Source organism: Amycolatopsis sp. DG1A-15b (genome assembly GCF_030285645.1).
Lineage (GTDB): Bacteria > Actinomycetota > Actinomycetes > Mycobacteriales > Pseudonocardiaceae > Amycolatopsis.
Genome location: NZ_CP127296.1, coordinates 9,716,599 through 9,738,841, shown reverse-complemented (window position 1 = coordinate 9,738,841; position 22,243 = coordinate 9,716,599). Strand labels below are relative to the sequence as shown.

Genomic DNA, 22,243 nt, shown 5'->3' with positions numbered 1-22,243 from the left:
CTTTGTAACACAAAGTCCACGTACTCTCAAAGCCCCCCGTGTCGGAAAGCATGAAAACGGGGTGCCGGGCAGTGTGCCCGGCACCCCGTTTCCCGGAGTTTCCGCAGGTCAGCCGGCGAACCGCCCAGCCACCAGGCCCTGCGTCGCCGCGACGTCGGCCTTGGCGGCCGTCGGCGCCGGCGGCGTCGGCTGGGGCAGCGGCGCGCACTCGACGTCGGCCGTGCGGCCCGGCTTGCGGGCCGGGAGCGCGCCCGTCGCCAGGTAGTCCGCGATCTTGTTGTCGACGCACGCGTTGCCCCGCGGGGTGATCGCGTGGCTGGTGCCGCCCGGCTCCGCGATCAGCGAAGCGCCCGGGAACCGGCTGCGGACCTCGAGGCTGCCTTCGAACGGCGTCGCCGCGTCGAGCGTCTCGTCGATCATCAGCACGCTCTGCACGCCGCGGCCGTCGATCTTGGCCGGCTTCCCGGCCTTGGCCGGCCAGTACAGGCAGGGTGCGTTGAACCACGCGTTCTGCCAGGTGAAGTACGGCGCCTTGGCGAAGGTCTGCCAGTTGTCGCGCTTCCACTGGTTCCAGCTCTGCGGCCACTGGACGTCGGTGCACTGCACGGCGAGGTACACCGCGTAGCCGTTGTCGTCACCACGGCCGCCGAAGGCCTCGAAGAGCGTCTTCCAGTTCTGCCAGTCACCCTTGTTGACGAACCGGGACAGCGCGTCGCCGAGCAGCGTCCACCGCAGCTGGTAGTAGCTGGCCTGCTGGATGACGTCGAGGATCTCGTCCGGCCCGATCACGCCGCCCGCCGGGTTGAAGGACGTCTTGAGCAGCTGCTCGTTGACGACCCGCTGCACGGCGGCCTGGGTCTTGCCGAGGTGGTAGACGTCGTCGTGCTGGGCGAGCCAGCCGAACCAGATGAGGATGTTCCTGTCGAACGCGACGTCCTGGTTCAGGTTGTCGCCGTACCAGACACCGCGCGGGTCGACCGTCGAGTCGAGCACCATCCGGCGGACGTTCTGCGGGTACAGCGAGCCGTACACCTGGCCGAGGTAGGTGCCGTAGGAGTAGCCGTAGAAGTTCAGCTGCCGCTGGCCGAGCGCCTTGCGGATGGAGTCCATGTCCTTGACCGTGTCGGTCGTCTTCATGTTCTCCAGCAGGGCGCGCGAGTTGTTCTTCGCGCAGGCTTCGGCATACCCCTTGGCGCGGTCGAGCCAGGTTCGCTCCAGCTGCGGGGTGAACGGCACGTACTGCGGCCGGTTGTAGTCCATGTAGTTCGGGTCGCAGCTCAGCGCGGGCTTGCTGGCACCGACACCGCGCGGGTCGAAGCCGACCCAGTCGTAGGCGTCACCGGCGTGGTTGGGCACGCGCGGGCCGCGGGTGGCCAGCAGCAGGCCGGAACCGCCGGGGCCACCGGGGTTCGTCAGCATGACGCCCTGGTACTGCGCGTCGGGAACCTTGTGCTTGACGCGGCTGACGGCGAGCTGGACCTGCTCCCCGGCCGGCTTGCGGTAGTCGAGCGGCACGCCCAGGTACCCGCATTCGGCGCCGGCGGCGACCAGCGTGGGATCGGTGCACGGTCCCCAGGCGATCGCCGCGGGGGCGGCGGGCGCGGCGGTCGCGGCCGGTGCAGCCACGAGCGCGGACGCCGCCGCGGCGGCGGCCACCGCGGCGATTACGGCACGTCTCACTGTTTTCTCCCTTTCCCCTGCGTCTTCGGGCGGGAGAACCCTAGTCCCGGCCGGGCCCGCCGGGACGGCCTGACCGCGAATGCCCTACGAAAGGCGGAAATCGGGTGGCGCGGTCGATCCGGGATCCCGTACGGTCGGGTTCATGATCTTCTTCATCCGGCTCCGCCTCGTCTGAGACGGCGTGACCGCCGGACTCCCCGCCTACCGGGAGGGTCCCTTCACCTGCGCGCCGTCTGTTCTTTCTTCGTCTTGAAGGAGCACCATGCTGCGCAAACACATCGTCATGGTCGGCTGCACCGCGCCGAGCCACATCTACCCGTCGCTGGGCGTGATCGGCGAGCTGGTCCGCCGCGGCCACCGGGTGTCCTACGTCGTCGGCGCGCCGCTGGCGTCGCTGGTCGCCCCGACGGGTGCCGAGGTCGTCGAGCACCCGACGACGTTCCCGCTCGGCGAAGCGGCCGTGTGGCCGGACGAGCCGGCCGAAGCCATGCGCGTCTTCCTCGACGAAGCCATCGCGATCCACCCGCAGCTCACCGCGCGGTTCGATGACGACCGGCCCGACCTGGTGCTGTACGACATCGGCGGGCTGGGCGCGCCCCTGCTGGGTGCGCGCTACGGCGTGCCCGCGGTCCAGCTGTCGCCGACGCTGGTGGCGTGGGAGGGCTACGACGAGGACATGGCCGAGGTGATGGGTCCGATCAAGACGTCACCGTCCGGTGTGGACTACGCGGCCACGTTGTCGCGGTGGCTTTCGGCCCACGGCGTTTCGGCCGATCCCTGGGAGTGGCTCGGGCACCCGGCGCGGATCCTTTCGCTGATCCCGCGCGCGATGCAGCCGAACGCGGACCGGGTGGGGCCGCACGTGCGGTTCGTCGGGCCGTGCCTCGACCCGGTGCGGTTGGCCGATCGGTCGTGGACACCGCCGACCTCGGGCCGCCGGGTGCTGCTGGTGTCGTTCGGGACGGCGTTCAACGACCAGCTCGACGTCTACCGGGCGTGCGTGGCCGCGTTCGCTTCGGACTGGCACGTCGTGATGTCTCTGGGAAAGCACGTCTCGCCTGCTTCCCTCGGACCGCTGCCTGCCTCGGTGGAGGTGTACGAGAGTGTCCCCCAGCTGGCGGTGCTGGAAGCGGCGTCGGCGTTCATCACGCACGCGGGGATGGGCGGCGCGACCGAAGCGTTGTGGTTCGGCGTCCCGACGGTGGCGATCCCCCAGGCGGCGGACCAGTTCGGGAACGCGGCCCAGCTGGAGGCACTCGGGGTGGGCCGTCACCTGCCGGCCGATTCGGTGACGGTTTCCTCGCTGCGGGAAGCGGTGGATGAGGTGTCCTCGTCGGCTTCGGTGGCTTCGCGGCTGGCGGAGCTGAAGACGGAGATCCGCGGTCACGGTGGGGTTTCCTTCGCGGCCGACACCGTGGAGTCCTTTATGGAGTGATGGCGACCTTCGTCAGCCGGCCGGCTGAGCGTGCCGGCTGACGAAGGCGTCGATCAGCTGCTGGCGTTCGGCCGTGGTCGCCCGCTCCAGCTCGACCGTGTCGCCGTCGATGGTCACCTTGATCTTGTGCTTGCCCGCCTGGCGGCCCAGCCACTCGCGCAGCGTCTCGACGAGCCCCGGGAACACGCCGCCGGCCGCGCTGAAGGCCACCATCAGCGAGCCGATCGTCACCGGGTCGGCGGCCTTCGCACCCGGTGGGAGCTCGCCCGGGACCGGCAGCAGGTCGACGTCCAGTTCGCCCAGCTCGGCGCGCAGCCGGCGGGCCAGCACGTCGAGCTCTTCGGCGTCCGCCTCGCCGTCCGCCTCGAGCCGGACCAGGGCCCGCGTGTCCGATTCGGTCATGCGGGCCATGGTGCGCCCGAACGGACTACCAGGCAAGGGCCGATCGGGCAGCGTCAGGCCCGGATTTCGTTGAGGTAGTTGTAGATCGTGTAGCGGGTGACGTCGAGGCGGCCGGCCAGGTGGTCGACGGCGTCCTTGATCAGGAAATAACCGGCTTCGTCGAGCTCCCGCACCACGTCCGCCTTGTGCCGCTTCTTCATGAGGTCCACCGGGATGCCCGCTTTGGTCACCGCCCGGTCAACGAGGAACCGTTGCAGGCTGTCGACGTCCGGTGGGAAAGTCTCCGGCTCGCCGTTGCCGCCCGGGGCCGCCGCCTCTTCGACGCTGTTGACGCACAGGCAGCCGACCGCAACCCCGTCGGCGTCGCGCAGGAACAGCGTCGAAGAGCGGATCGGCCGGCCGTCCGGGCCGTGCGTGCGGTAGTTCGTCAGGTCCTGGGTGGTGCCGCGGCGGACCAGGCCGAGCAGCAGGTCGGTCATCGGGCCGCCGACGTTGCGGCCGGTGAGGTCGCCGGCGATGGCGATGATCGAGTCCGGCAGCCGGCTCAGGTCGTGCAGCAGGACTTCGTTGCCCGGGCCGAGCATCGCCGCGAGCCCCGGGATGGCCGGCACCAGGGCGGTGAGCACCTCGTGCGTCGTCGCGCCCGCCGCCGGGACGACCAGCGGCTCCCGGGGTGCGGTCAACGTCTCCAACGCCGAACGCAGCAGGTCCGCGGCGGCCGCCGGGGTGGAGGCGTGCGGCGAGAGCCGGACGTGCTCGGGACGCACGGTCGCCGCGATGCCGGCGTTGGCCAGCGCGGCGCCGACCTGCTCGGCGGGGTGGCCGGGCAGGGTGAAGGCGAGGATTCCCGCGCGCCGGTCCACGGCCGACACGACTTCGGCGCCGCAGGAGGCGAGCACCTCTTCGAACTGCCCCAGCCGCTCGGCGATCCGCGCCGCGATGGCGCCGACACCGGCCTCTTCGACCAGCTCGAGCGCCTCGGCGAACGCGCCAGAGGTGATCGGGCTGAGGTTGGAGATCGACCACGACTGCGCGGTGCCGTCCGGCGGGTGGATCTCGTCGTCGAACAGGCCCGGGTCGCGCGCGCCGGTCCAGCCCGACAGCACCGGGTCCATCCGCTCCAACGCGCGATCGGACAACACCGCGAAGCCGGTCCCCCAGCCTGCGCGCAGCCACTTCTGGCCGCCGACGACCAGGACGTCGGCGACCTCCCACGGCTCCTCGATCACGCCGAAGCCCTGGATGCCGTCGACGACCAGCAGCCGGTCGCCGACGACGTCACGCAGCGCGGCCAGGTCGGCGCGGAACCCGGTGCGGAAGTCGACGGCGCTCACGCTGACGGTGGTGATTTCCGGCGTCAACGCTTCGGCGACCCGCTCAGGCGTCACGTAACCGCCGGTCAGCCGCCTGACGCGCAGCCGTCCGGCCTGCTCGGCACGCGCCCACGGGTAGGTGTTGGCCGGGAACTCGGCCGCCGAAACCAGCACCTCGCCCGAGCTGTGGAACGCGGCCTGGAACAGGCCCAGGCTGGTGTTGGGCAGCAGCACGGTGTGGTCGGTGTCCGAGCCGGACAGCCGCGCCGCCGCGGCCTTGGCACGAACCTCCTGCCGCATCAGCTCGTCCACTGTGGACGGCCCGGCCGTGGTGGCCTGGTCGAGCAGGGCGGCCGTCGTGTCGAGCACCGCGTGCGACGGCGGGCCGAAGCGGGCGAAGTCGAGGTAGCCGGCGGGCTCGTCGAACTGGAGCAGGTACCGGGGCGAAATCCTCCTCACGCGAGGATCCTCGCCAGGAACTGCCGGGTGCGGTCGTGCTTCGGCGCGCTCAAGACCTCCGACGGCGGCCCGGTCTCGACGACGGCGCCGTCGGCCAGGAACACCACCTCGTCGGCGGCCTCCGCGGCGAAGCTCATCTCGTGCGTCACGACGACCATCGTCATCCCCTCCCCCGCCAACGTACTCATCACCTCGAGGACCTCGCCGACCAGCTCCGGGTCGAGCGCGGACGTCGGCTCGTCGAACAGCATCAGCTTCGGTTTCATCGCCAGCGACCGGGCGATCGCGACGCGCTGCTGCTGCCCGCCGGACAGCTGCGCCGGGTAGGCGTCGCCGCGATGGCCCAGGCCGACGCGGTCGAGCAGTTCGAGGCCCTGCTGGCGCGCCTCGTCCGGTTTCACGCCCAGCACCCGGATCGGGCCCTCGACGACGTTCTCCAGCGCCGTCCGGTGCGCGAACAGGTTGAACCGCTGGAACACCATGCCGATGTCCCGGCGCTGCCGGGCGACGTCGCGTTCGCGCAGTTCGTACAGCTTGCCGCCGCGCTGCCGGAAGCCGATCGGCTCGCCGTCGACCCAGATCTGGCCGGCGTCGATGGTCTCGAGGTGGTTGATGCAGCGCAGGAACGTGCTCTTCCCGGCACCGGACGGGCCGAGCAGGCAGACGACCTGTCCCTTGTGGACTTCGAGGTCGATGCCGCCGAGCACTTCGGTGTGGCCGTAGGACTTCTTGACGCCGACGGCGCGCAGCAGCGGTTCAGACACGGGCACTCCTCACCAGCGGCACGCCGCGCAGCGCCTTGCCCGCGCGGGACAGCGGACCGCGGTCCAACCGGTCGGAACTGCCGAACGAACGTTCCAGGTAGTGCTGGCCGACCCCGGCGACGGTCACCACGACCATGTACCAGACGGCCGCGGCCAGCAGCGTCTCCATCACCAGGAGGTTGTTGGACGAGATGTTGTTGGCGGCGTGGATCAGCTCGGTCACGCCGATCACCGAGGCCATCGACGTGCCCTTGAGCATGTTGATGAAGTCGTTGCCGGTGGGCGGGATGATCACGCGCATGGCCTGCGGCAGCACGACGCGGCGCAGCGTCGCGGCCGGCGTCATGCCGATCGACTTCGCGGCCTCGGTCTGGCCGCTGTCGACGCTGTTCAGCCCGGCCCGGACGATCTCGGCCATGTACGCGCTCTCGTTGAGCGCCAAGCCGAGGAACGCGGCGGTGAACGCGCTGATCAGCACGTTCGTCTGCTCGTGGACGAGGAACGGGATGTCGATCACGGGGAAGACGAGCGCCAGGTTGTACCAGAGGAGGATCTGCAGCAGCACGGGCAGGCCGCGGAAGATCCAGATGTAGCCGGCGGCGAACCACCGGGCGACCGGGTTGGCGCTGCGGCGCAGCAGGGCGATGACGATGCCGAGCACGATCGCGACGGCCTGGGACAGCACGGCCAGCACGACGGTGTTGAGCAGGCCGGTCGCCATCACCTTGTAGAAGACGAAGTCCGGGACCTGGTTCCACGCGATCTGCGCGTTGCCGAGGGCGATACCCAGCAGCACCAGCAGGGCCAGGATGATCGCGGCGGCGACCCACCGGCCCCAGTGCCGGAGCCGGACGATCGGCAGTGGCTCAGGAGCCGCCATTGACCGCGGCCTCCTTGATCGCGCCCTGCTCGACGCCCCAGGCCTGCAGGATCTTGCCGTAGGTGCCGTCGGTGATCAGGCCCTGGAGCGCCTTCTGGACGGAGTCCCGCAGCGCCGTGTTGGCCTTGTTGACGCCGATGCCGTACGGCCCGCCCTCGATCGGCTCACCCGGGACGACCTCGAAGAACTTGCCGTCACCGGCCGTCCGCGAGATGTAGACGGCGCTGGGCAGGTCGTTGAGGATCGCGGCGACGCGGCCGGTGCGCAGCTGGTTCTGGTTCTGGTTGTCGCTGTCGGTCGCGGTGACGGTGAGCGCGGGCTTGCCGGCCTGCGTGCACTTCGTGCTCTGCGCTTCGGCGAACTTCTGGTGGCTGGTGCCCTGCACGACGGCGACGTTCTTGCCGCACAGGGTGTCCGGGCCGGTGATGCCGTCGGGGTTGCTCTTGCGGATCATGATCGTGATGCCCGAGGTGAAGTAGTCGACGAAGTCGATCTGCGCCTGGCGGGCTTTGGTGTCGTTCATGCCGGCCATGGTGAGGTCGATGCGGCCGGACTGGAGGCTCGTGATGAGCGAGCCGAACGCCATGTCCTGGTGGGTGACGGCGACGCCGAGCTTGGCGGCGATCGCCTTGGCGAGGTCGACCTCGTAGCCGATCGGGGTCTTGCCGTCGGCGGCGTAGAAGTTGTTGGGCGCGGACTGCAGGTTCGAGGCCAGGTGCAGGCCGGCCTGCTTGACGTTGTCCGGCAGACCCGCGTTGAGCTGGGCGTCCTTCTGCACGCCCTGGACGATCGCGGCGGTGTCCGGGATGCCGGACGCGGGCGCGCCGGCGGCCTGCGACGTCCCGCCCGCACCGTCCGGACCGCCACCACAAGCCGCCACCAGCACGGCGACGCTCGCGAGCAACACTCCCGCCTGCAGGGCACGAGAACGGGACATAACGGACCTCCACTGTTCGGCTGGCCGGAACGCTACAACTCGCTGTTGAAGAGGTCAACTGATAGTTGAAATTCGATCCGGTGCTAGCTTCGCGGCATGAGCCTGCGGATCGGCATCCTGGGGGCGGCTCGCATCGCCCCGGCGGCCCTGATCAAACCCGCCGCGTCTGCGCCCTCGGTGTCGGTCGTCGCGGTCGCGGCCCGGTCACGCGACCGCGCGCAAGCGTTTGCGACCAGGCACGGCATCCCTCGGGTGTGCGCCGGGTACGACGAGTTGCTGGCGGATCCGGACATCGACGCCGTCTACAACCCGCTGCCGAACGGCCTGCACGGCCGCTGGACACTCGCCGCCCTGGCGGCCGGCAAGCACGTCCTGTGCGAGAAGCCGTTCACGGCCAACGCGGCGGAAGCCCGGGAGATCGCTCAGGTGGCAGCCGCTTCGGACCGCGTGGTGATGGAGGCGTTCCACTACCGGTACCACCCGCTGGCGCTGCGGGTGGAGGAGATCGTGGCCTCGGGCGAGCTGGGCGCTCTTCAGCGGGTCGAGACGGCGTTGTGCTTCCCGCTGCCGAAGTTCTCCGACATCCGCTACGACTACGCGCTGGCGGGCGGGGCCACGATGGACGCGGGCTGCTACGCGGTCCACATGGCGCGGGTCTTCGGCGGCGAGACGCCGTCGGTGGTTTCGGCGTCGGCGAAGCTGCGGTCGCCCCGGGTGGACCGGGCGATGACGGCGGAGCTGGCGTACCCGTCCGGCCACACCGGGCGCGTGGAGTGTTCGATGTGGTCGTCTTCGCTGCTGAAGATCAGCGCGAAGGTGATCGGCTCCCGGGGTTCGCTCAGTGTCTTCAACCCGTTGATGCCGCAGGCGTACCACCGCCTGACGGTCCGCATCGGCGAGTCGCGCCGCACGGAGAAGTTCCCACGGAGATCGACGTACGCGTACCAGCTGGACGCGTTCGCGGCGGCCGTCCTGCGCGGCGAACCGGTGAAGACCTCGGCGGCCGACGCGGTCGAGACGATGACCGTGATCGACGAGATCTACCGGGCCGCCGGACTGCCGGTCCGCGAACCCAGCTGAGCGCGCACGTCGGCAAGGGCGAAGCCGAGCAGGTTGAGACCTCGCCACGCCCGTGGCTTCTCCGCGCGCGGGTCGCCAGCCGCCAGGCCGATCCCCCAAACCCGGTCGACCGGGCTCGCCTCCACCAGCACGCGCGCGCCCGTCCCCGCCAGGTACCGCCCCAGCTCGGGATGCTGCCGGAACTTAGCCGTGCTTCCGTCGACCACGATTCCGTAGCGGTGAGCCACCCAGGTCTCCTCGTCGAAGCCACGCACCCGGCGGCCGAAGTCCTTGGCCTGCTTCGGGTGCACGGCGGTCAGCACCTGCGCGGCCACCTCTTCGTCGCCGAACAGCATCGCCTTGCGCCACATCATGTAGTGCTCGGCCGTGGCGAACCGGATTTCGTCCAGCACGAACGGCGACGGCCACCACTGGCTGAAACACCCGGCGCCCACCCCGCCGCCGCGAGGTGGGCGGTGGCCCCAGAAGTACACGTACTTGAACCGCTTTCCCGCGTCGAGGGCGCGGGTCAGCTCCTCGACACTGCGCGGGTGACCGGTCATGGCGCCAGTCTCACCCGCCGGAGGCTCGGCCCGCACCCGAGTTTCCGGGTGCGGGCCGTCCCCGCGCTCAGGCGGCCACGTAGTTGCCGCTCAGGATCAGGAGCACCTGGATCGTGATGCCCGTCCCGTAGTAGTCCGTCGCGTCCGGGGACCACGACGAGACCGCCGTCCACAGCTTGTCCAGCCAGGCCTGGCTGCCCGGGTCCGTCATCGCCGCCACCGCGAACGGCGCCGTGAAGCACGGGTGCTGGCCGCTTTCGGTCTTCGAGCCCGACAGCGAATAGCCGCTCTGGATCTTCGCCGGGTCGCCACCCGTGGCCGACTTGATCCAGGTGTTCATCTTGCGGACCTGCGCGACCGCCGCACTCCCGAAAGCCGAGATCGCGTCCGCGCCGAGGCGCCACGGGTCGCGGCAGGCGTTCCAGCTGTACTTGCCGTCGTACGGGCCCTCCAGGAAGTTCGACGGCGCCGGCTTCGGCGTCGAGTTCGTGCTGACCACGAAGTCCGGCAACAGCCCGGTGTTCGGCGCGTACGACGACTGCAGCTGGCTCACCGCAGTCTCCGAGCGGGTGCGGACCGACGTCCAGAAGCTGTCACCGGTCGCCGTGGCGAACGCCCGCAGGTGACCCGGCATCCAGTCCGACGAACGCGAGCTGTTCTTGTACTCCGCGTCGTTGCCCCAGTCGCCGAGCAGGGTGAACTTCGTGGTGCCGTTGACCTCGCTCTTCTTGATCGCGTTGATGATCCGGACGGCTTCGGCCTTGTAGTTCACCGAGCCGCCGCTGCCCCACTTCTTGTCCGCGATCAGCAGGCCGTAGGCGATTTCGAGGTCGCCGTCGGTGGCGGAGTCGCTGCCGTTGACGCTCTTGCAGTTCGAATCCTGCTCGGCCGCGTGCAGGTCCTTGTTGTTGACCGACGGGTGCGCCTTCACGAACTTCAGGATCCCGTCGACGATCGAGCGCGCCTGCGGGTCCTTGTCCGCCATCATCGCCGAGATCGTCATGCCGTACCCCTCGCCCTCGGCGACGAAGGAGTGGTCGGCGTCCTTGGACAACACGGCGTAGGTGCCGGTGCCGCACTTGGTCGTCAGGAAGTTCTTCTTCCAGAAGTCGTAGTACTTCTGGAGCGCGGCATCCTGCGTGGCCTGCGAGACGGACGGCCGCAGCGTTCCCGGCACGTACGGGGTGCCGGCCGCGGACGCCGCCGTCGGCACGCTCACCAGCCCCGCGGCGAGCGCGGCCGAAACCACCACCGCCCGGACGACTCTCTTCATGACTCCTCCGTAAAGACATCGTTGGCTGCGGCGAAGGTGATCGAAGCCTGACAGACGGTTCAAGACCAGGTCAAGAGGGTTAGGAAACTTTCCTTACTATGACCGTGAGTGGGTCCCCCGGCGCCCGGCCCACCCGGACGGACTAGCGTGGACGTCATGGAGATCGACCTCGACGGCCGCGGGCCGGACTTCCGCGCGTTCTGGACCGAGCGCCACCTGGCCACGCTGACCACGGTCCGGCCGGACGGCACCCCGCACGTCGTCGCGGTCGGCGTGACCGTCGACTTCGACGCCGGCCTCGCCCGCGTGATCACCTTCGCGCCGTCGGTCAAGGCCCGGCTCGTGCGCGCCGCGGGCCCGGACGGGATCCCCGTCGCGGTCTGCCAGCTCGACGGCCCTCGCTGGTCCACTTTGGAGGGACGAGCGGTGCTGCGCGAAGACCCCGAATCGGTGCGGGACGCCGAAAACCGGTACGCCGCCCGCTACCGGCAGCCCAAGCCGAACCCGCAGCGGGTCGTCATCGAGATCACCGTGACCCGGGTGCTCGGCAACGCCTGACCCCGCTCAGCCGCCGCCCGCACGCGAGTGCACCAGCCGGGTGTACTCCGCCAGCAACTCCGCCAGATCGCCGTGCTCGCCCGCCGACCTCAGCTGCTGGTGGCCCACCAGCATCGCCATCCCGAGGGACGTCAGCGTCCGGGCCAGCGCCCGGTCGCCGACGATGCCTTCGACCGCCTTGCCGACCGTCCGCAGCCGGGCGTCGTCGACGCGTTTCTGCGCCGCGCGCACGGTTTCGTCGTTCTTCGCCCACGCGCGGATCGCCGCCTCGGCCTCGTGGGGCAGCCCGAGGGTGAGGTCCATCAGCGCGGCGAAGTCGGCCGCCGGCCCGCCGGTGCCGAAGTTCCGCTCGCGCAGGATGCGCACCTGGCGATCCTCCCAGTGCGCCAGCAGCTGCGCCACGAACCCCGGCCAGCCACCGAAGTGGTGGTAGAACGACCCGCTCGTGACGCCGAGGCCGCGGCACAGAACGCCGACGTTCAGCTCGGTGAACCCGTGCTCCGCCAGCACCTTCAGCGCGGCCTCGAAGTACCCGCGCCGCGTCACCGGCGGCATCAGACGTTCCGGTCCCGGTCCCGCCAGTAGGGCTCGCGCAGCGAACGCTTGAGGATCTTGCCGGTGGCGTTGCGCGGCAACGCCACCACGATGTCGACGCTGCGCGGGCACTTGTAGTGGGCCAGCCGCTCGCGGCAGAACTCCACGATTTTCCCGGCGTCGAGCTGATCGCCGGCGACGACGGCCTTGACCTGCTCGCCCCACCGCTCGTCCGGCACACCGATCACGGCCACCTCGGCGACGCCGGGGAATTCCGCCACGACGCGCTCGACTTCGGGCGAGTAGACGTTCTCGCCGCCGGTGATGATCATGTCCTTGACGCGGTCTTCGAGGAACAGGAACCCGCCGTCGTCGAGGCGCCCGACGTCACCGGTGCGGACCCAGCCGTCCACGACGGTCTCCGCGGTGGCCTCGGGCTTGCCGAGATAACCGGCCATCCGCTGCTCGGTGCGCACCCACACCTCGCCGACGTCGGCGTCCTCCGCCGTGACCGGGTCGACGATCCGGATGTCCACTCCGGACAGTGCGGTGCCCGCCGAGGCGAGCCGTTCCGGGCGCGTGGCGTCCCGGTGCGCGTCCGGGTCCAGGGCGGTGACCGCGCCGGACAGTTCGGTCATGCCGTAGACCTGGGCGAACTTGACGTCCGGCCAGGCGGCGAGCACCGTGCGCAGCAGCGGGAGCGGCATCGGCGAAGCGCCGTAGCAGAGGTACTTCAGCCGGGAGAACGCCTGCAGTGCGGCCTCGCCCCCCTGCGCGATCCCGGCCACGACGGCGGGCACCAGGAAGGCGTGCGTGATCCCGGCCCGCAGCGCCGCGAACAGCGACGCCGCGTCCGGCTCGCGCGTCAGGTAGGACGGTTCCCCGTAGAGGAACCCCGAAACCGCGTAACAGCTGCCGCCGACGTGGAACAGCGGCATCGCGACCAGGTTGACGTCACCCGGGCCGATCGGGAACGCGGTCCCGGCGGCGAGGCCGTGCGCGAGGACACTGCGGTGAGTCAGCACCGCGCCCTTCGGGAAACCGGTGGTACCACTGGTGTACATGACCAGCACGCCGTCGTCCTCACCGACACCGGTCGCGCTGTGCGGCGCGGCGGAGGTCAGGAAGGCCTCGTACTCGTCGGCGTCCCCGCCGACGACGATCACGCGCTCCACCGCGGGCAGCCGGTCCCGGATCGCGTCGAGCGCGGGCCGCAGCTCGGCCCCGACGAAGACCACCTTCGCGCCCGCGTCCTCGAGCACATAGGCGAGTTCGTCGCCGGAAAGCCGCCAGTTGACCACGGCGTTGGCCGCGCCGAGCCCGGCCGCCGCGAAGGTCGTCTCGAGGCAGGCGGGGTGGTTCTTGTCGACGAACGCGACGCGGTCGCCCCGGCCGACACCGGCGGCCGCGAGGGCACCGGACAGCCGCCGGACCCGCTCGTCGAACTCCGCCCAGGTCCATGTCCGGTCGCCGAAGATCAGCGCGGTGTCCCCCGGGCGTTCCCGCGCCCAGTGCGCCAGGAGCTCGCCGAACAACCGGACCCGGGGGCGGACGTCTTCGGGCATGGGGGTTCCCCTTCGGACCGGCACTGGACCATAGACCGGTCTATGGTGCGCCGCGGCGGGCCGGGCGTCAATGGGGGGTCTTTGTCACCCGTCAGCCGTCGAAGCTGCGCCGCGCGGCTTCGATGTCCTCGATGAACCGCTGGGTCCAGCCGCACATGCTGTCGACCGTCGCGCGCAGGCCCTGGCCGGGTTCGGTGAGGGTGTATTCGACGCGCGGCGGGACGGTCGGGTACACCTCGCGCTCGATCAGCCCGTTGCGCTCCAGCATGCGCAGGTTCTGCGTCAGCATCTTGTGGCTGATGCCGTCGACCTCGTTCCGCAGCTCGCTGAACCGCAGCGTGCGCTCGCCGAGGGTCTCGATGATCAGGAACGCCCACTTGTTGGCGACGTCCGAGAAGATCTCGCGCGCCAGGGAATCCGCCCGGGAAAGGTCCGTGTCCTGCTTGGTCACCATCTGGTTCCCCCGTCACCGAAAAGTGCCTTCTTCCGCATGGTCCAGCACTCTCCTATGGTTCCTGGGTAACCACAAGAGAGCACGGAGGCAAAGATGACCGTCACCATGGTGAACTCCCCGGAACTGCCCGAGATCGACGTCTACCACCAGGTCGCCGTCGCCGAGGGGACGAAGCTCGTCTTCGTCGCCGGGCAGGTCGCCTGGGAGACCGAACTCGACCTCGCCGCCCAAGTCGAGCAGGCCTACGTCAACGTCGCCGCCGCACTGGCCGCGGCCGGCGGATCGTTCGACGACGTGGCGAAACTGACCATCTACGCCGTCGACTGGAAGCCCGAGAAGATGCCCGCCCTGCTCGACGGGATCGCCCGCGGCAGCGCCAAGATCGGGACCACGGCGAAGCCGCCCGCCACGCTCATCGGCGTCGCGGCGCTCGACGTCCCGGAGCACCTGGTCGAGGTCGAAGTGACCGCCGTCCTCTAGGCGAACAGCGCGAGCAGCCCCTCGGCGGACCGCACCACCACGTGCGCCGCGGTCCGCTCGGCGTGCGGGCGGTCCGGACGTTCGGCCTCGTGCCGCCAGCGCCGCAGCGCGTCGAGGCCGGCTTCGTAGATCTCGTTCGGGTCCGCGTCCGGTTCCAGCCCCAGCCGGTCGGCCGGCGCCGTGCCCTGCGCGCCCAGCAGCCGGACCGCTTCCTCCGCGGGCTCGCCGGACAGCGCCGTGCGGCCGCCGCGGATGTCGGCGATCAGCCGCAGCTCGCGGAAGTCGTGCGCGGCCGCGGCGAAGCGCTCCACCCGCGACACCAGCCGGTCGCCGCCCGGGCGGGGCCGGTCCGCCAGCAGGGCCTCCAGCCGGATGATCGCCGTGCGTGCCCGCAGTGCCTCGGCCCGCGCCACGAAACACCCGGCCAGGGTGTCCCGCAGCTCGCCCAACCCGCTGCGGCGCACCAGTTCCGCCGAGAGCTTGACGCGGTCGTCGCAGCCGGTGCGGATCAGCGTGAGCGCCAGCCGGACGCCGAACATCCCGAACCGCACCACCAGGGACCGCCGCGTCTCGACCGGGATCGGGCCCGGGAACGCCGGGTCGGTGAACGAATCCACCGACAGCACGTGCCGTTCCAGCTCCTCGCGCGGCACCGCGGCGAACGCCGCCAGCAGGTCGAACTCGTCGTCGCGCAGCGACCGGCCGCCGTAGGCGAGCTGCCCGGCGACGGCGATCACGCCGAGGAACCCCGTGCACAGCGGGTCTTCCCGCCACGCGCGGCGCGCCAGCTGCTTCGCGGTGAGCAGCGCGTCGATCCGGCCCGCGCCGACCTCGTCGGCCCGCGACAGCACCAGCACCGAGTTCACCGCGCTCTGCCGCGCGAACGCCGAGCCACCCGGCGGGTGGGCCGCCGCGAGCTCGTCCGGTTCGAGGTGGCGGACCAGGCGGACGGTCGCGTCCGGGACGTCGTCGCCCGGCCCGGGGTCGTCCAGCAGCATGAGGTCGCGCAGCGCGCGCGTCGGCCATTCGCCCAGCGCGGCGGCGAGCGTCGTCTTCCCCGACGAAGGCGCCCCGGTGAACGCGACGCGCAGCGGCTGCTCCAGCCGGGTGAGACAGTCGTGCAGCAGCGCCGAAGCCCGCGGGTCGTCCCGGTAGAGCCCGGCCGCGGCGTGCAGCAGGTCGCGGACGTCCTGGGTCACGCCGAGAGCTCCCGCCGTTGCTGCCGTCCGGCGATCGTGCCGAGCTCGCCCGCCCGCTGGTGCAGGGCCGCGAGCCGGTCGATTTCCCGGCGGATGTGCCCGGTCCGCCGCTCGCGCTCGGCGGTGCCGGCCAGGATCGTCTCCCGCTCGTGCGTCAGCTCGTCGGCGAGTTCTTCGGCCAGCCCGGTGAAGTGGTCGCGCAGCCGCCGCTGGACGACGCGGATGGCGTCCCGGCATTCCTTGCCGAAGCGCAGGAAGACGTCGTCGACGTGCCGCTGCGCCGCCTGCTTGGCCACGGCTTGCCGCCGCTGCAGCCGCATCCCGCCTTCGTCCTTGATCGTCTTGGCGGCGAACGCCGCGCCGGCGCCGATCGAGACCGGGTTGATCAGCGGCAGCCCGGCGAGGCTGGTGACCAGGCCGAACATCAGCACGCCGCCGTACGACCCGCGCAGCCCGGTGAAGGCCTGCTGGCCGATCTTGAACTTCTCGATCTTCGGCCGCCCGACCTCTTCGAGGTGCTCCACGCCGGAGCCGTCGAGCCGCAGGTCCGGCAGCGCGCGGTCGTACTGGGCGCCGAAGCACGCCGCGACCGCCTGCGCGATCCACTCCGCCCGGTCGGCCAGCCACGAGTAGTTGACGTCGACGGCTTCGGCCAGCGCGTTGTCCAGCCAGGGCGCGAATTCGTCCCACACCTTCGCCGGATCGCCTTCGTCGAAGGTCCGGTCGATGGTGGTGACGATCTTGCGGGTCCGCTCGCGCAGGTCGTACTCGGCGTCGGACAGCAGGTCGGTGATCTCGTCGGAGAGCAGGTTCTGCCACCGGGTGTTCTGCCGGCGCAGGTCGTCGGCGCGGCGCTGGGCCCGCTGCAGCAGCGCGGCCTGGCCGAGCCCGGCGTCCTGGGCGACGGTATCGATGCGGTCGCGCAGGGATTCCACCAGTTCGGCGGCCGCGGCGCGGACTCCGACGGCGGCGAGGAGCGCGCGGGACTGCTCGGGCGGGCGCGCGGCCTGCTCGGCGATCCAGCCCAGCAGCTCCGGGAAACCCGAGCGGGCGTTGAGTTCCGCGTCGCCGGCCTTCGCCGCGGCTTGGCGCACGACGGCCGAAACGGGCAGGACCGGCGCGTCGACCCCGGCCTCGCCGAGCATGGCGCGATCGCGTTCGGCGACCGCACGCCACCCGGGGCAAGCATCGATCTTCGTGAGCGCCAGCACGACGTGCGGGCACCAGGTGCGCACGTGCCGCGCGAGCGCGAGTTCGGCCGCGCTCAGCGGGGCGGTCGCGTCGGAGACGAGGATCACCGCGTCGGCTTCGGCGAGGAAATCCAGCGCCGCGGCGGTGCGCGGTGACCGCGGGTCACCGACCGGCGGGGTGTCGACCAGCACGAGACCGGCCGAGAGCAGTTCACGCGGCACGCCGACCTCGACGCGGCTGAGCGTGCCGGCGGGCCGGGCACCCAGCTCGCCGGTGAGCCGTTCGACCGCGACGGGGATCCGTTCGCGGGACCGGCCGACCAGGGTCGCGGCGGGTTCGGGTGAGTAGGCGATTTCCGTGGGGACGGCGGGGGTCGCGGCGTCGCCGACCGCGCACACCGGCGCGTTCAGCACGGCGTTGAGCAGGTAACCCTTGCCCTGTTTGGGAAAGCCGAGCACGCCGAGCCGGGTCTGCCCGGTGGGGGCGTCCCGGCGTCTGCGCAGGCGCTCGGCGAGATCGGCGCGGCCGTGCGTGCGGCACGCGTCCAGCGTCTCGTTGAGCACTTCGAGCCAAGCCGGTGCGGTCACGATGGTCGAGTGTCCCCGGTTCACTCCCCGTACGCACACCGGGTGCCCGTCCCGCGGCTGCACCCAGACCGCGGGACGGGCACCGGTGACCGGTTCGGGGATCAGTGCCCGAGGTGGATGTCGTTGCCGGAGGCGATGTCGCCGAGGTGCAGGTTGCCCAGGGCGTTGTGGCTGACGTCGGCGACGTCGGACACCACGTCGTGGACGGCCGTGCCGTTGCCGCTGGCGAGCTCGCCGACCTGGCCGACGACGTTGTGGTCGACGTTGATGCCGGTGGCCGAGGTCACGGTGTTGGTGACGTCACCGAGGCCGTGGACGGCGCCCGCGACGTCGCCGGTGACGTGTTTGACGTCGACGTCGCCCGCACCCTTGAGGATGCCGGAGAAGTCACCGACGTGGCTGGTCAGCCCGCTCACCGCGTTGCCGGCGCCGAGGGCACCGGTCACGTCGCCGAGGGTGCCGGCCACGTCGCCGACGTGCCCGTTGACCTCGTGGATCTCCGCGTTGGAGGTGGCGAGGACCTGCTGGGCCTCGCCCACACCCGCGGCGGCGGCGTAGGCCACGTTGCCGGTCACGCCCGACTCCGGCTCCGTCAGGTACGCCGGGGCGGCGGTCAGGTTGGCCAGCGCCTGCGAGTCCAGGCCGTGGGCCAGGTCGCCGCCGACGATGACACTGGTGACGTTGCCGGCCAGCGCGGTGACGTTGCCGGCGTTGGTGATGTCGTTGACGCCCGGCACGGCGGGCAGGTCGAGGTCGCCCACGACCGGGAGCTCGCCGACACCCAGGTCGCCGACGCCCGGCAGGCCCGAGGTGGCCGGCAGGCCGAGGCCCGCGGTGAGCGCGGTGAGCTGGTCGATCGCGCCCTGGACGCCCGGGGCGTCGGTGCCGACCGGGGACAGGTCGCCGACGACGGGGAGGCCGCCCACGGCCGGGAGGCTGTCGACCGGCACGTAGTCGAGCACCAGCGGGATGACCTCGTGCACGTCGGCGGCGCTCACGTCACCGAGACCGGCGGCGGCGAGGACGCCCTGCGGGTCCGTCCCGAAGGCCGCCAGCGCGGTCGGGTCGTTGAGCAGGTTGAGGGCGAAGTCGTGCAGGGTCTGCACGGAGTCCATGGGTTTCTCCAGATCCGGTGGTTCGGGGGACGGCACGGCCCGCAAGGACCGGTGCTCCGACATCAAGGTAGGGAGGGCGTCCCCCAGCGCACATCGGGGATTACTCCGAGTCGCAGTCCGGTCAGCCGATAGGGGATCGATATGTCATCGTTAGGGAGTTAGGGGGTCATCCGAGACGCGCTCAGTTGGGTTAAATCCCTCCAGACCCTTGCCTGACTAACCCGTTTGGGTGAGGATGCCCCGAACCCTAGGGGGATTGCCTGCCCCCGATCGGCCGCCGCGAGGTGAGGAGGAAAGCGCCGTTGCCCTACGTCCTCGGGATCGACGTGGCCCAGGGCCGGACCCACGCCGCGACCTGCCACCGGCGGGGCCTCGGGTGGGGTGAGCCCGAACCCCTTTGGCTGGGAACGAGGTCCCCGGCCGCGGCGTCCGCGCTGTTCCTCGACGACGAGGGGTACCTGCTCACCGGTGACGCCGCCGCGGAGGCGGGCGCGCAGGTCCCGTCCAGGCTGCTCACCGGCTTCCACCGGCGGATCGGCGACGACGTGCCGATGCTCGTCGAAGGGGAGCCGTTCCCGCCCGAAACGCTCACCACCGTGCTGGTCGAAGGGATCGCCGAGCACGCCGCGAACCTGTTCGGCGGCCCCCCGCAGCACCTGGTGCTGACCCACCCCGGCGACTGGGGCGGCTACCGCCGTGACGTGCTGCGCCGGGCACTCGCCGACGCCGGGTTCACCGCGGTGACACTGGTTCCCGGCTCGATCGCCGCACTCGGGGCGCACCTGCCGCTGCCCGGCCCCGGCGCTCAGGTGGCCGGGGTGTGCGAGTACGGCACCGACGGCGTGAACGTGACGCTGGCGACGGCGAGCGGCGCGAGTGGCTGGCAGCTCGGCCATGGTGCGGAAGGGGTGGCCCCGGCGGCCGCGCTGAGCACGCTGTTCGCGCTCGCCGGAGCGGCCTCGACGGCCCCGAAGAGACTGGCCGGCGTGGTGTTCTGCGGCGACGTCCCCCCGCACGCGCTGCCGGCCCGGCCGCCGTGCCCGATGTTCGCGGGACCGGTTCCGCCGGCGACCACCGCGCTCGGCGCGGCCGCCCTCGCGGCCCTGCGCGCCGACCACCGGGGGACCCCGCAGGAACCCCCCGCCGTCGAAACCACCTTGCTCCCCAAGGTGGACACGCTCGGTGAGCTCGGCGAGCGGCCGCCCCGGCCGCCGGTCGAGATCACGCCGTTCGAACTGCCCGAGCGCACCGGCCCGCTGAACCTGTTCCGCCGGCGGCGTCCCCTCGCCGCCGTGATCCTGGTGCTCGCCGCGGCCGTCTCGGCCGTCGTCATCACCGTCACCGCCCGCGACGCCACCGCCGGCCCCGCCGGTACCCCCGCCCCCACCCACTGCGCCCCCTCCGGTGAAGGTCACTGTTGAACACACTGCTCACGCAGGTCCCCCCGCCGCACACGGTTCCCGTGCACCCGGCGGCGCGGCAGCTGCTCGACCGCGTCACCGCCGAGCCGGCCGCCCCGCTGCGGCTCGCCGTCGTCGCCCCCGGCGGTTACGGCAAGAGCGTGCTGCTCGCCGCGCTCGACCGCCGCTACCGGGCGGCCGGCGTCGACGCCGTGCTGGTCGACGACGCCGACCGGCTCGGCGCCGACCAGCTCGAGGACCTGCTCGACGGCGCGGACGGCCCGATCGTCGTCGCCCACCGGCCGGCCGCGGTGGCGCCCGGCTGGACGCTGCTGCAGCTCGGCCCGCTCGGCGTCGAGGACGTGGCGCGGCTGATGTCCGCGGTGACGGGTTCCCCCGCCGACCCGGCCGCCGCGGCCGAACTGCACGCCCGCAGCGGCGGCGTGCCGCGGCTGGCCGAGCGCGCGCTGCTCGGGCGGCTGGAGGAGTTCCGGCCCGAGCTCGACGAGCTCGACGACGACGTGCTCCGCTACCTGATCGCGGCCGAAGCCGGCGCGGGGCGCAACCTCGACCTGCTGTCCGCCCTGCTCGACCGCCGTCCCGACCAGCTGCCCGCCATCGTCGAGGGCGCCCGCGCGACCGGCCTGCTCGCCCCCGACGACACGCTGCTGCCACTGGCCGCGGCCGCCGTCCGCGACTTCGGCCCGCCCGCGCGCCGGCTGACGACGGTGCAGCGGCTGGTCGAACTGCAGCTGGCGAACGGCCTTCCGGTGCTCGACCTGGCCCGGTCCCTGCTCGGCACGGGCAGTTCCGGCGCGTCCGCGGCCGCCGCGTTCGCCGCGGCGGCGGGCGAAGCGCTGCCGTCCGACGCGCGCTTGGCGACGCGGTTGTTCGAAGCCGCCGCCGAAGCGGGCGACCGCTCTCCCGCCGTCACGGCGGGCTGGGCGCGCGCGGCCGCGTTGTCCGGCGACCTCGACACCGCGCTGCGGCTCGGGGACGGGATGCTCGGTGCCGCCGACGCGGAAACCCGCGCGGCGGGGGCGGAGATCGCGGCGACCGTGCTGGCCCACCGCGGCGAACTGGCCCGCAGCGCCGAGCTCTACCACTGGGCGGGCCGCGCGGACGCGTTCTCGGCGACGGCTTCGGTCGGCACCGGCGACATCGAGGGCGCCCGGCGCCTGCTCGACTCCCCCACCCCGGGCGTCGCGCCGACGCTGTTCGCCGGCGCGGCCACCCGGATGGCCCGCGGCATCGTGGATTCGGTGTCCGGCTGCGCGACGGAGACGTTGTCGACCCTGCTCGGCGCGGCCACGATGCTGGAGCCGGCGCTGGGCGGCATGCTGCTGCCGGACAGCCCGGCCGCGCTGGCCGCGCTCGTCGCCCTGCACACGGGTGAGCTGGCACTGGCGGAGTCGGTGCTGAGCCGGGCACTGGACGGCGGAACCGGCGGAGACCTCCTGGCCGCGCGGCACCGGTTGCTGCTGGGCTGGGTCGCGATGACAGCGGGCGACCTGGCGACGGCCGCGGAACACCGTGACGCCGTCGCGGGCCGGCCGCTGGAAGCCCGCGACGAGCTGTTCTTCGCGACGCTGGAGCTGGGCCTGGCCCGGCGGGCCAGCGACCTCGTCGGGCTGCAGCGGTCGTGGAACCGGGCGTACCAGGCGTCGATGCGGCAGCAGACCGACCTGTTCACGTTGCTGCCACTGGGCGAGCTGGCGATCGCCGCGGCCCGCACCGGCGCGTTCGCGAAGCTCTCCGGCCAGTTCGAACGCGCCCACGGCCTGCTGGCCCGGCTCGGCGAACCTCCACTGTGGACGGTTTCGCTGGTCTGGCACGAGCTGCACGCGGCGATCACGCTGGAGGACGCGGACGCGGTCAAGGCCCACCTGGCGACGTTGACCACGCACGCCCACTGTGGCCGCCACCCCCGGGCCCTGGCCACAGCGGCCCAGGGCTGGCTGGCGGTGCTCGGCGGAACGTTCGCCCCGGACGCCATCACCGCGGCGGCGGCCGAGCTGCACGACCTGGGCCTGCGCTGGGACGCGGCCCGGCTCGCGGGCCAGGCGGCGATCCGCACGTCCGACCGCAAGGCGATGGTCCAGCTCCTGGAGGCGGCCCGCCAGTTCCAGGGCACGGCGGCCCGCCGCGAACCCGGAGCCTCCCCGGAACCGGCGGCCGGGACGGGCTTGGCGGCGTTGAGCGAGCGCGAACTGGAGGTCGCCCGCCTGGTCGTGGAGGGGCTGACGTACAAGCAGGCGGGCAGCAAGCTGTTCATTTCGGGCAAGACGGTGGAGCACCACATGGCCCGGATCCGCGGAAAGCTCGGGGCGGCGGACCGGCGAGAGCTGCTGGCGACGCTGCGGGAGCTCCTTTCGCGCCCCGACGCCACTTGACG

20 protein-coding genes are annotated in these 22,243 nt (G+C 71.8%); 6 read left to right on the top strand and 14 right to left on the bottom strand.

Features of this window, described 5'->3' with window-relative positions; translation table 11 throughout:
* Positions 1–108: 108 nt before the first annotated feature.
* Positions 109–1,680, bottom strand: coding sequence for an alpha/beta hydrolase (locus tag QRY02_RS45295; RefSeq protein WP_285988836.1), 1,572 nt, complete (start codon positions 1,678–1,680; stop codon positions 109–111).
* A 262-nt stretch (positions 1,681–1,942) separates the two neighbouring features.
* Between QRY02_RS45295 and QRY02_RS45290 the strand changes: the two genes are divergently transcribed.
* The gene (locus tag QRY02_RS45290) at positions 1,943–3,115 is read left to right on the top strand and encodes a macrolide family glycosyltransferase (RefSeq protein ID WP_285988835.1); all 1,173 of its coding nucleotides are present in this window, start codon (positions 1,943–1,945) and stop codon (positions 3,113–3,115) included.
* 12 nt (positions 3,116–3,127) lie between these two features.
* On the opposite strand, the gene QRY02_RS45285 is transcribed toward QRY02_RS45290, so the two are convergent.
* Genes QRY02_RS45285 through QRY02_RS45265 form a run of 5 tightly spaced genes read right to left on the bottom strand, consistent with a single transcriptional unit; the run spans position 3,128 to position 7,870 of the window.
* Positions 3,128–3,517 carry an effector-associated constant component EACC1 gene (locus tag QRY02_RS45285; protein ID WP_285988834.1) on the bottom strand — a complete coding sequence of 130 codons (390 nt, stop codon included), beginning with the start codon at positions 3,515–3,517 and terminating at the stop codon, positions 3,128–3,130.
* 53 nt (positions 3,518–3,570) lie between these two features.
* The gene (locus tag QRY02_RS45280; protein WP_285988833.1) at positions 3,571–5,289 is read right to left on the bottom strand and encodes an aminotransferase class V-fold PLP-dependent enzyme; all 1,719 of its coding nucleotides are present in this window, start codon (positions 5,287–5,289) and stop codon (positions 3,571–3,573) included.
* On the bottom strand, positions 5,286–6,053 hold the full coding sequence (locus QRY02_RS45275) for an amino acid ABC transporter ATP-binding protein (protein WP_285988832.1): 768 nt from the start codon (positions 6,051–6,053) through the stop codon (positions 5,286–5,288). The genes QRY02_RS45280 and QRY02_RS45275 overlap by 4 nt, the downstream gene beginning before the upstream one ends.
* Positions 6,046–6,933, bottom strand: coding sequence for an amino acid ABC transporter permease (locus QRY02_RS45270; protein WP_285988831.1), 888 nt, complete (start codon positions 6,931–6,933; stop codon positions 6,046–6,048). The genes QRY02_RS45275 and QRY02_RS45270 overlap by 8 nt, the downstream gene beginning before the upstream one ends.
* Entirely contained in the window at positions 6,920–7,870 is a 951-nt protein-coding gene (locus QRY02_RS45265) for an ABC transporter substrate-binding protein (protein ID WP_285988830.1), read from the bottom strand. Before QRY02_RS45265 ends, QRY02_RS45270 begins: the two co-directional genes overlap by 14 nt.
* Positions 7,871–7,966: 96 nt before the next feature.
* On the opposite strand from QRY02_RS45265, the gene QRY02_RS45260 reads away from it, so the two are divergent.
* Complete coding sequence (locus QRY02_RS45260; protein ID WP_285988829.1) at positions 7,967–8,950, top strand: Gfo/Idh/MocA family protein; 984 nt, start codon at positions 7,967–7,969, stop codon at positions 8,948–8,950.
* Here QRY02_RS45260 and ybiA read toward each other — a convergent pair.
* Positions 8,911–9,492: a riboflavin biosynthesis intermediates N-glycosidase gene (ybiA, locus tag QRY02_RS45255; protein WP_285988828.1), complete on the bottom strand. Its 582-nt coding sequence runs from the start codon at positions 9,490–9,492 to the stop codon at positions 8,911–8,913. The genes QRY02_RS45260 and ybiA overlap by 40 nt on opposite strands.
* A gap of 67 nt (positions 9,493–9,559) precedes the next feature.
* Complete coding sequence (locus QRY02_RS45250) at positions 9,560–10,765, bottom strand: family 8 glycosyl hydrolase (RefSeq protein ID WP_285988827.1); 1,206 nt, start codon at positions 10,763–10,765, stop codon at positions 9,560–9,562.
* Between the two features lie 156 nt (positions 10,766–10,921).
* Here QRY02_RS45250 and QRY02_RS45245 point away from each other — a divergent pair, with 156 nt between their 5' ends.
* Positions 10,922–11,323, top strand: a complete 402-nt coding sequence (locus QRY02_RS45245; protein ID WP_285988826.1) for a PPOX class F420-dependent oxidoreductase — start codon at positions 10,922–10,924, stop codon at positions 11,321–11,323.
* A 6-nt stretch (positions 11,324–11,329) separates the two neighbouring features.
* On the opposite strand, the gene QRY02_RS45240 is transcribed toward QRY02_RS45245, so the two are convergent.
* The 3 genes from QRY02_RS45240 to QRY02_RS45230 all read right to left on the bottom strand — a co-directional run bounded on the left by QRY02_RS45240 (position 11,330) and on the right by QRY02_RS45230 (position 13,876).
* Positions 11,330–11,878, bottom strand: a complete 549-nt coding sequence (locus QRY02_RS45240) for a TetR/AcrR family transcriptional regulator (protein WP_285988825.1) — start codon at positions 11,876–11,878, stop codon at positions 11,330–11,332.
* Positions 11,878–13,422 (bottom strand): acyl-CoA synthetase, encoded by a 1,545-nt coding sequence (locus QRY02_RS45235; protein ID WP_285988824.1) that lies wholly within the window; start codon positions 13,420–13,422, stop codon positions 11,878–11,880. The genes QRY02_RS45240 and QRY02_RS45235 overlap by 1 nt, the downstream gene beginning before the upstream one ends.
* A gap of 91 nt (positions 13,423–13,513) precedes the next feature.
* Positions 13,514–13,876, bottom strand: a complete 363-nt coding sequence (locus QRY02_RS45230) for a winged helix-turn-helix transcriptional regulator (RefSeq protein ID WP_285988823.1) — start codon at positions 13,874–13,876, stop codon at positions 13,514–13,516.
* Positions 13,877–13,969: 93 nt separating this feature from the next.
* Here QRY02_RS45230 and QRY02_RS45225 point away from each other — a divergent pair, with 93 nt between their 5' ends.
* Positions 13,970–14,356, top strand: a complete 387-nt coding sequence (locus QRY02_RS45225; protein ID WP_285988822.1) for a RidA family protein — start codon at positions 13,970–13,972, stop codon at positions 14,354–14,356.
* On the opposite strand, the gene QRY02_RS45220 is transcribed toward QRY02_RS45225, so the two are convergent.
* The 3 genes from QRY02_RS45220 to QRY02_RS45210 all read right to left on the bottom strand — a co-directional run bounded on the left by QRY02_RS45220 (position 14,353) and on the right by QRY02_RS45210 (position 18,448).
* Positions 14,353–15,555 carry a GTPase gene (locus tag QRY02_RS45220; RefSeq protein WP_285988821.1) on the bottom strand — a complete coding sequence of 401 codons (1,203 nt, stop codon included), beginning with the start codon at positions 15,553–15,555 and terminating at the stop codon, positions 14,353–14,355. The two genes, QRY02_RS45225 and QRY02_RS45220, sit on opposite strands and share 4 nt — an antisense overlap.
* Positions 15,552–17,333: a P-loop NTPase family protein gene (locus tag QRY02_RS45215; RefSeq protein WP_285988820.1), complete on the bottom strand. Its 1,782-nt coding sequence runs from the start codon at positions 17,331–17,333 to the stop codon at positions 15,552–15,554. The genes QRY02_RS45220 and QRY02_RS45215 overlap by 4 nt, the downstream gene beginning before the upstream one ends.
* 101 nt (positions 17,334–17,434) lie before the next feature.
* Complete coding sequence (locus tag QRY02_RS45210; protein ID WP_285988819.1) at positions 17,435–18,448, bottom strand: IniB N-terminal domain-containing protein; 1,014 nt, start codon at positions 18,446–18,448, stop codon at positions 17,435–17,437.
* A 302-nt stretch (positions 18,449–18,750) separates the two neighbouring features.
* On the opposite strand from QRY02_RS45210, the gene QRY02_RS45205 reads away from it, so the two are divergent.
* Both QRY02_RS45205 and QRY02_RS45200 read left to right on the top strand, forming a co-directional pair.
* Positions 18,751–19,869, top strand: coding sequence for an Hsp70 family protein (locus QRY02_RS45205; RefSeq protein WP_285988818.1), 1,119 nt, complete (start codon positions 18,751–18,753; stop codon positions 19,867–19,869).
* Positions 19,866–22,241 carry a helix-turn-helix domain-containing protein gene (locus tag QRY02_RS45200; RefSeq protein WP_285988817.1) on the top strand — a complete coding sequence of 792 codons (2,376 nt, stop codon included), beginning with the start codon at positions 19,866–19,868 and terminating at the stop codon, positions 22,239–22,241. Before QRY02_RS45205 ends, QRY02_RS45200 begins: the two co-directional genes overlap by 4 nt.
* The last annotated feature ends 2 nt before the right edge of the window (positions 22,242–22,243 follow it).

Bases quoted from the DNA above. Each gene is read 5' to 3' on its own strand.
- QRY02_RS45250 (WP_285988827.1), bottom strand. From the start codon at position 10,765: ATGAAGAGAGTCGTCCGGGCGGTGGTGGTTTCGGCCGCGCTCGCCGCG.
- QRY02_RS45290 (WP_285988835.1), top strand. From the start codon at position 1,943: ATGCTGCGCAAACACATCGTCATGGTCGGCTGCACCGCGCCGAGCCAC.
- QRY02_RS45240 (WP_285988825.1), bottom strand. From the start codon at position 11,878: ATGCCGCCGGTGACGCGGCGCGGGTACTTCGAGGCCGCGCTGAAGGTG.
- ybiA (WP_285988828.1), bottom strand. From the start codon at position 9,492: ATGACCGGTCACCCGCGCAGTGTCGAGGAGCTGACCCGCGCCCTCGAC.
- QRY02_RS45235 (WP_285988824.1), bottom strand. From the start codon at position 13,422: ATGCCCGAAGACGTCCGCCCCCGGGTCCGGTTGTTCGGCGAGCTCCTG.
- QRY02_RS45265 (WP_285988830.1), bottom strand. From the start codon at position 7,870: ATGTCCCGTTCTCGTGCCCTGCAGGCGGGAGTGTTGCTCGCGAGCGTC.
- QRY02_RS45245 (WP_285988826.1), top strand. From the start codon at position 10,922: ATGGAGATCGACCTCGACGGCCGCGGGCCGGACTTCCGCGCGTTCTGG.
- QRY02_RS45210 (WP_285988819.1), bottom strand. From the start codon at position 18,448: ATGGACTCCGTGCAGACCCTGCACGACTTCGCCCTCAACCTGCTCAAC.
- QRY02_RS45230 (WP_285988823.1), bottom strand. From the start codon at position 13,876: ATGGTGACCAAGCAGGACACGGACCTTTCCCGGGCGGATTCCCTGGCG.
- QRY02_RS45270 (WP_285988831.1), bottom strand. From the start codon at position 6,933: ATGGCGGCTCCTGAGCCACTGCCGATCGTCCGGCTCCGGCACTGGGGC.
- QRY02_RS45225 (WP_285988822.1), top strand. From the start codon at position 13,970: ATGACCGTCACCATGGTGAACTCCCCGGAACTGCCCGAGATCGACGTC.
- QRY02_RS45260 (WP_285988829.1), top strand. From the start codon at position 7,967: ATGAGCCTGCGGATCGGCATCCTGGGGGCGGCTCGCATCGCCCCGGCG.
- QRY02_RS45285 (WP_285988834.1), bottom strand. From the start codon at position 3,517: ATGACCGAATCGGACACGCGGGCCCTGGTCCGGCTCGAGGCGGACGGC.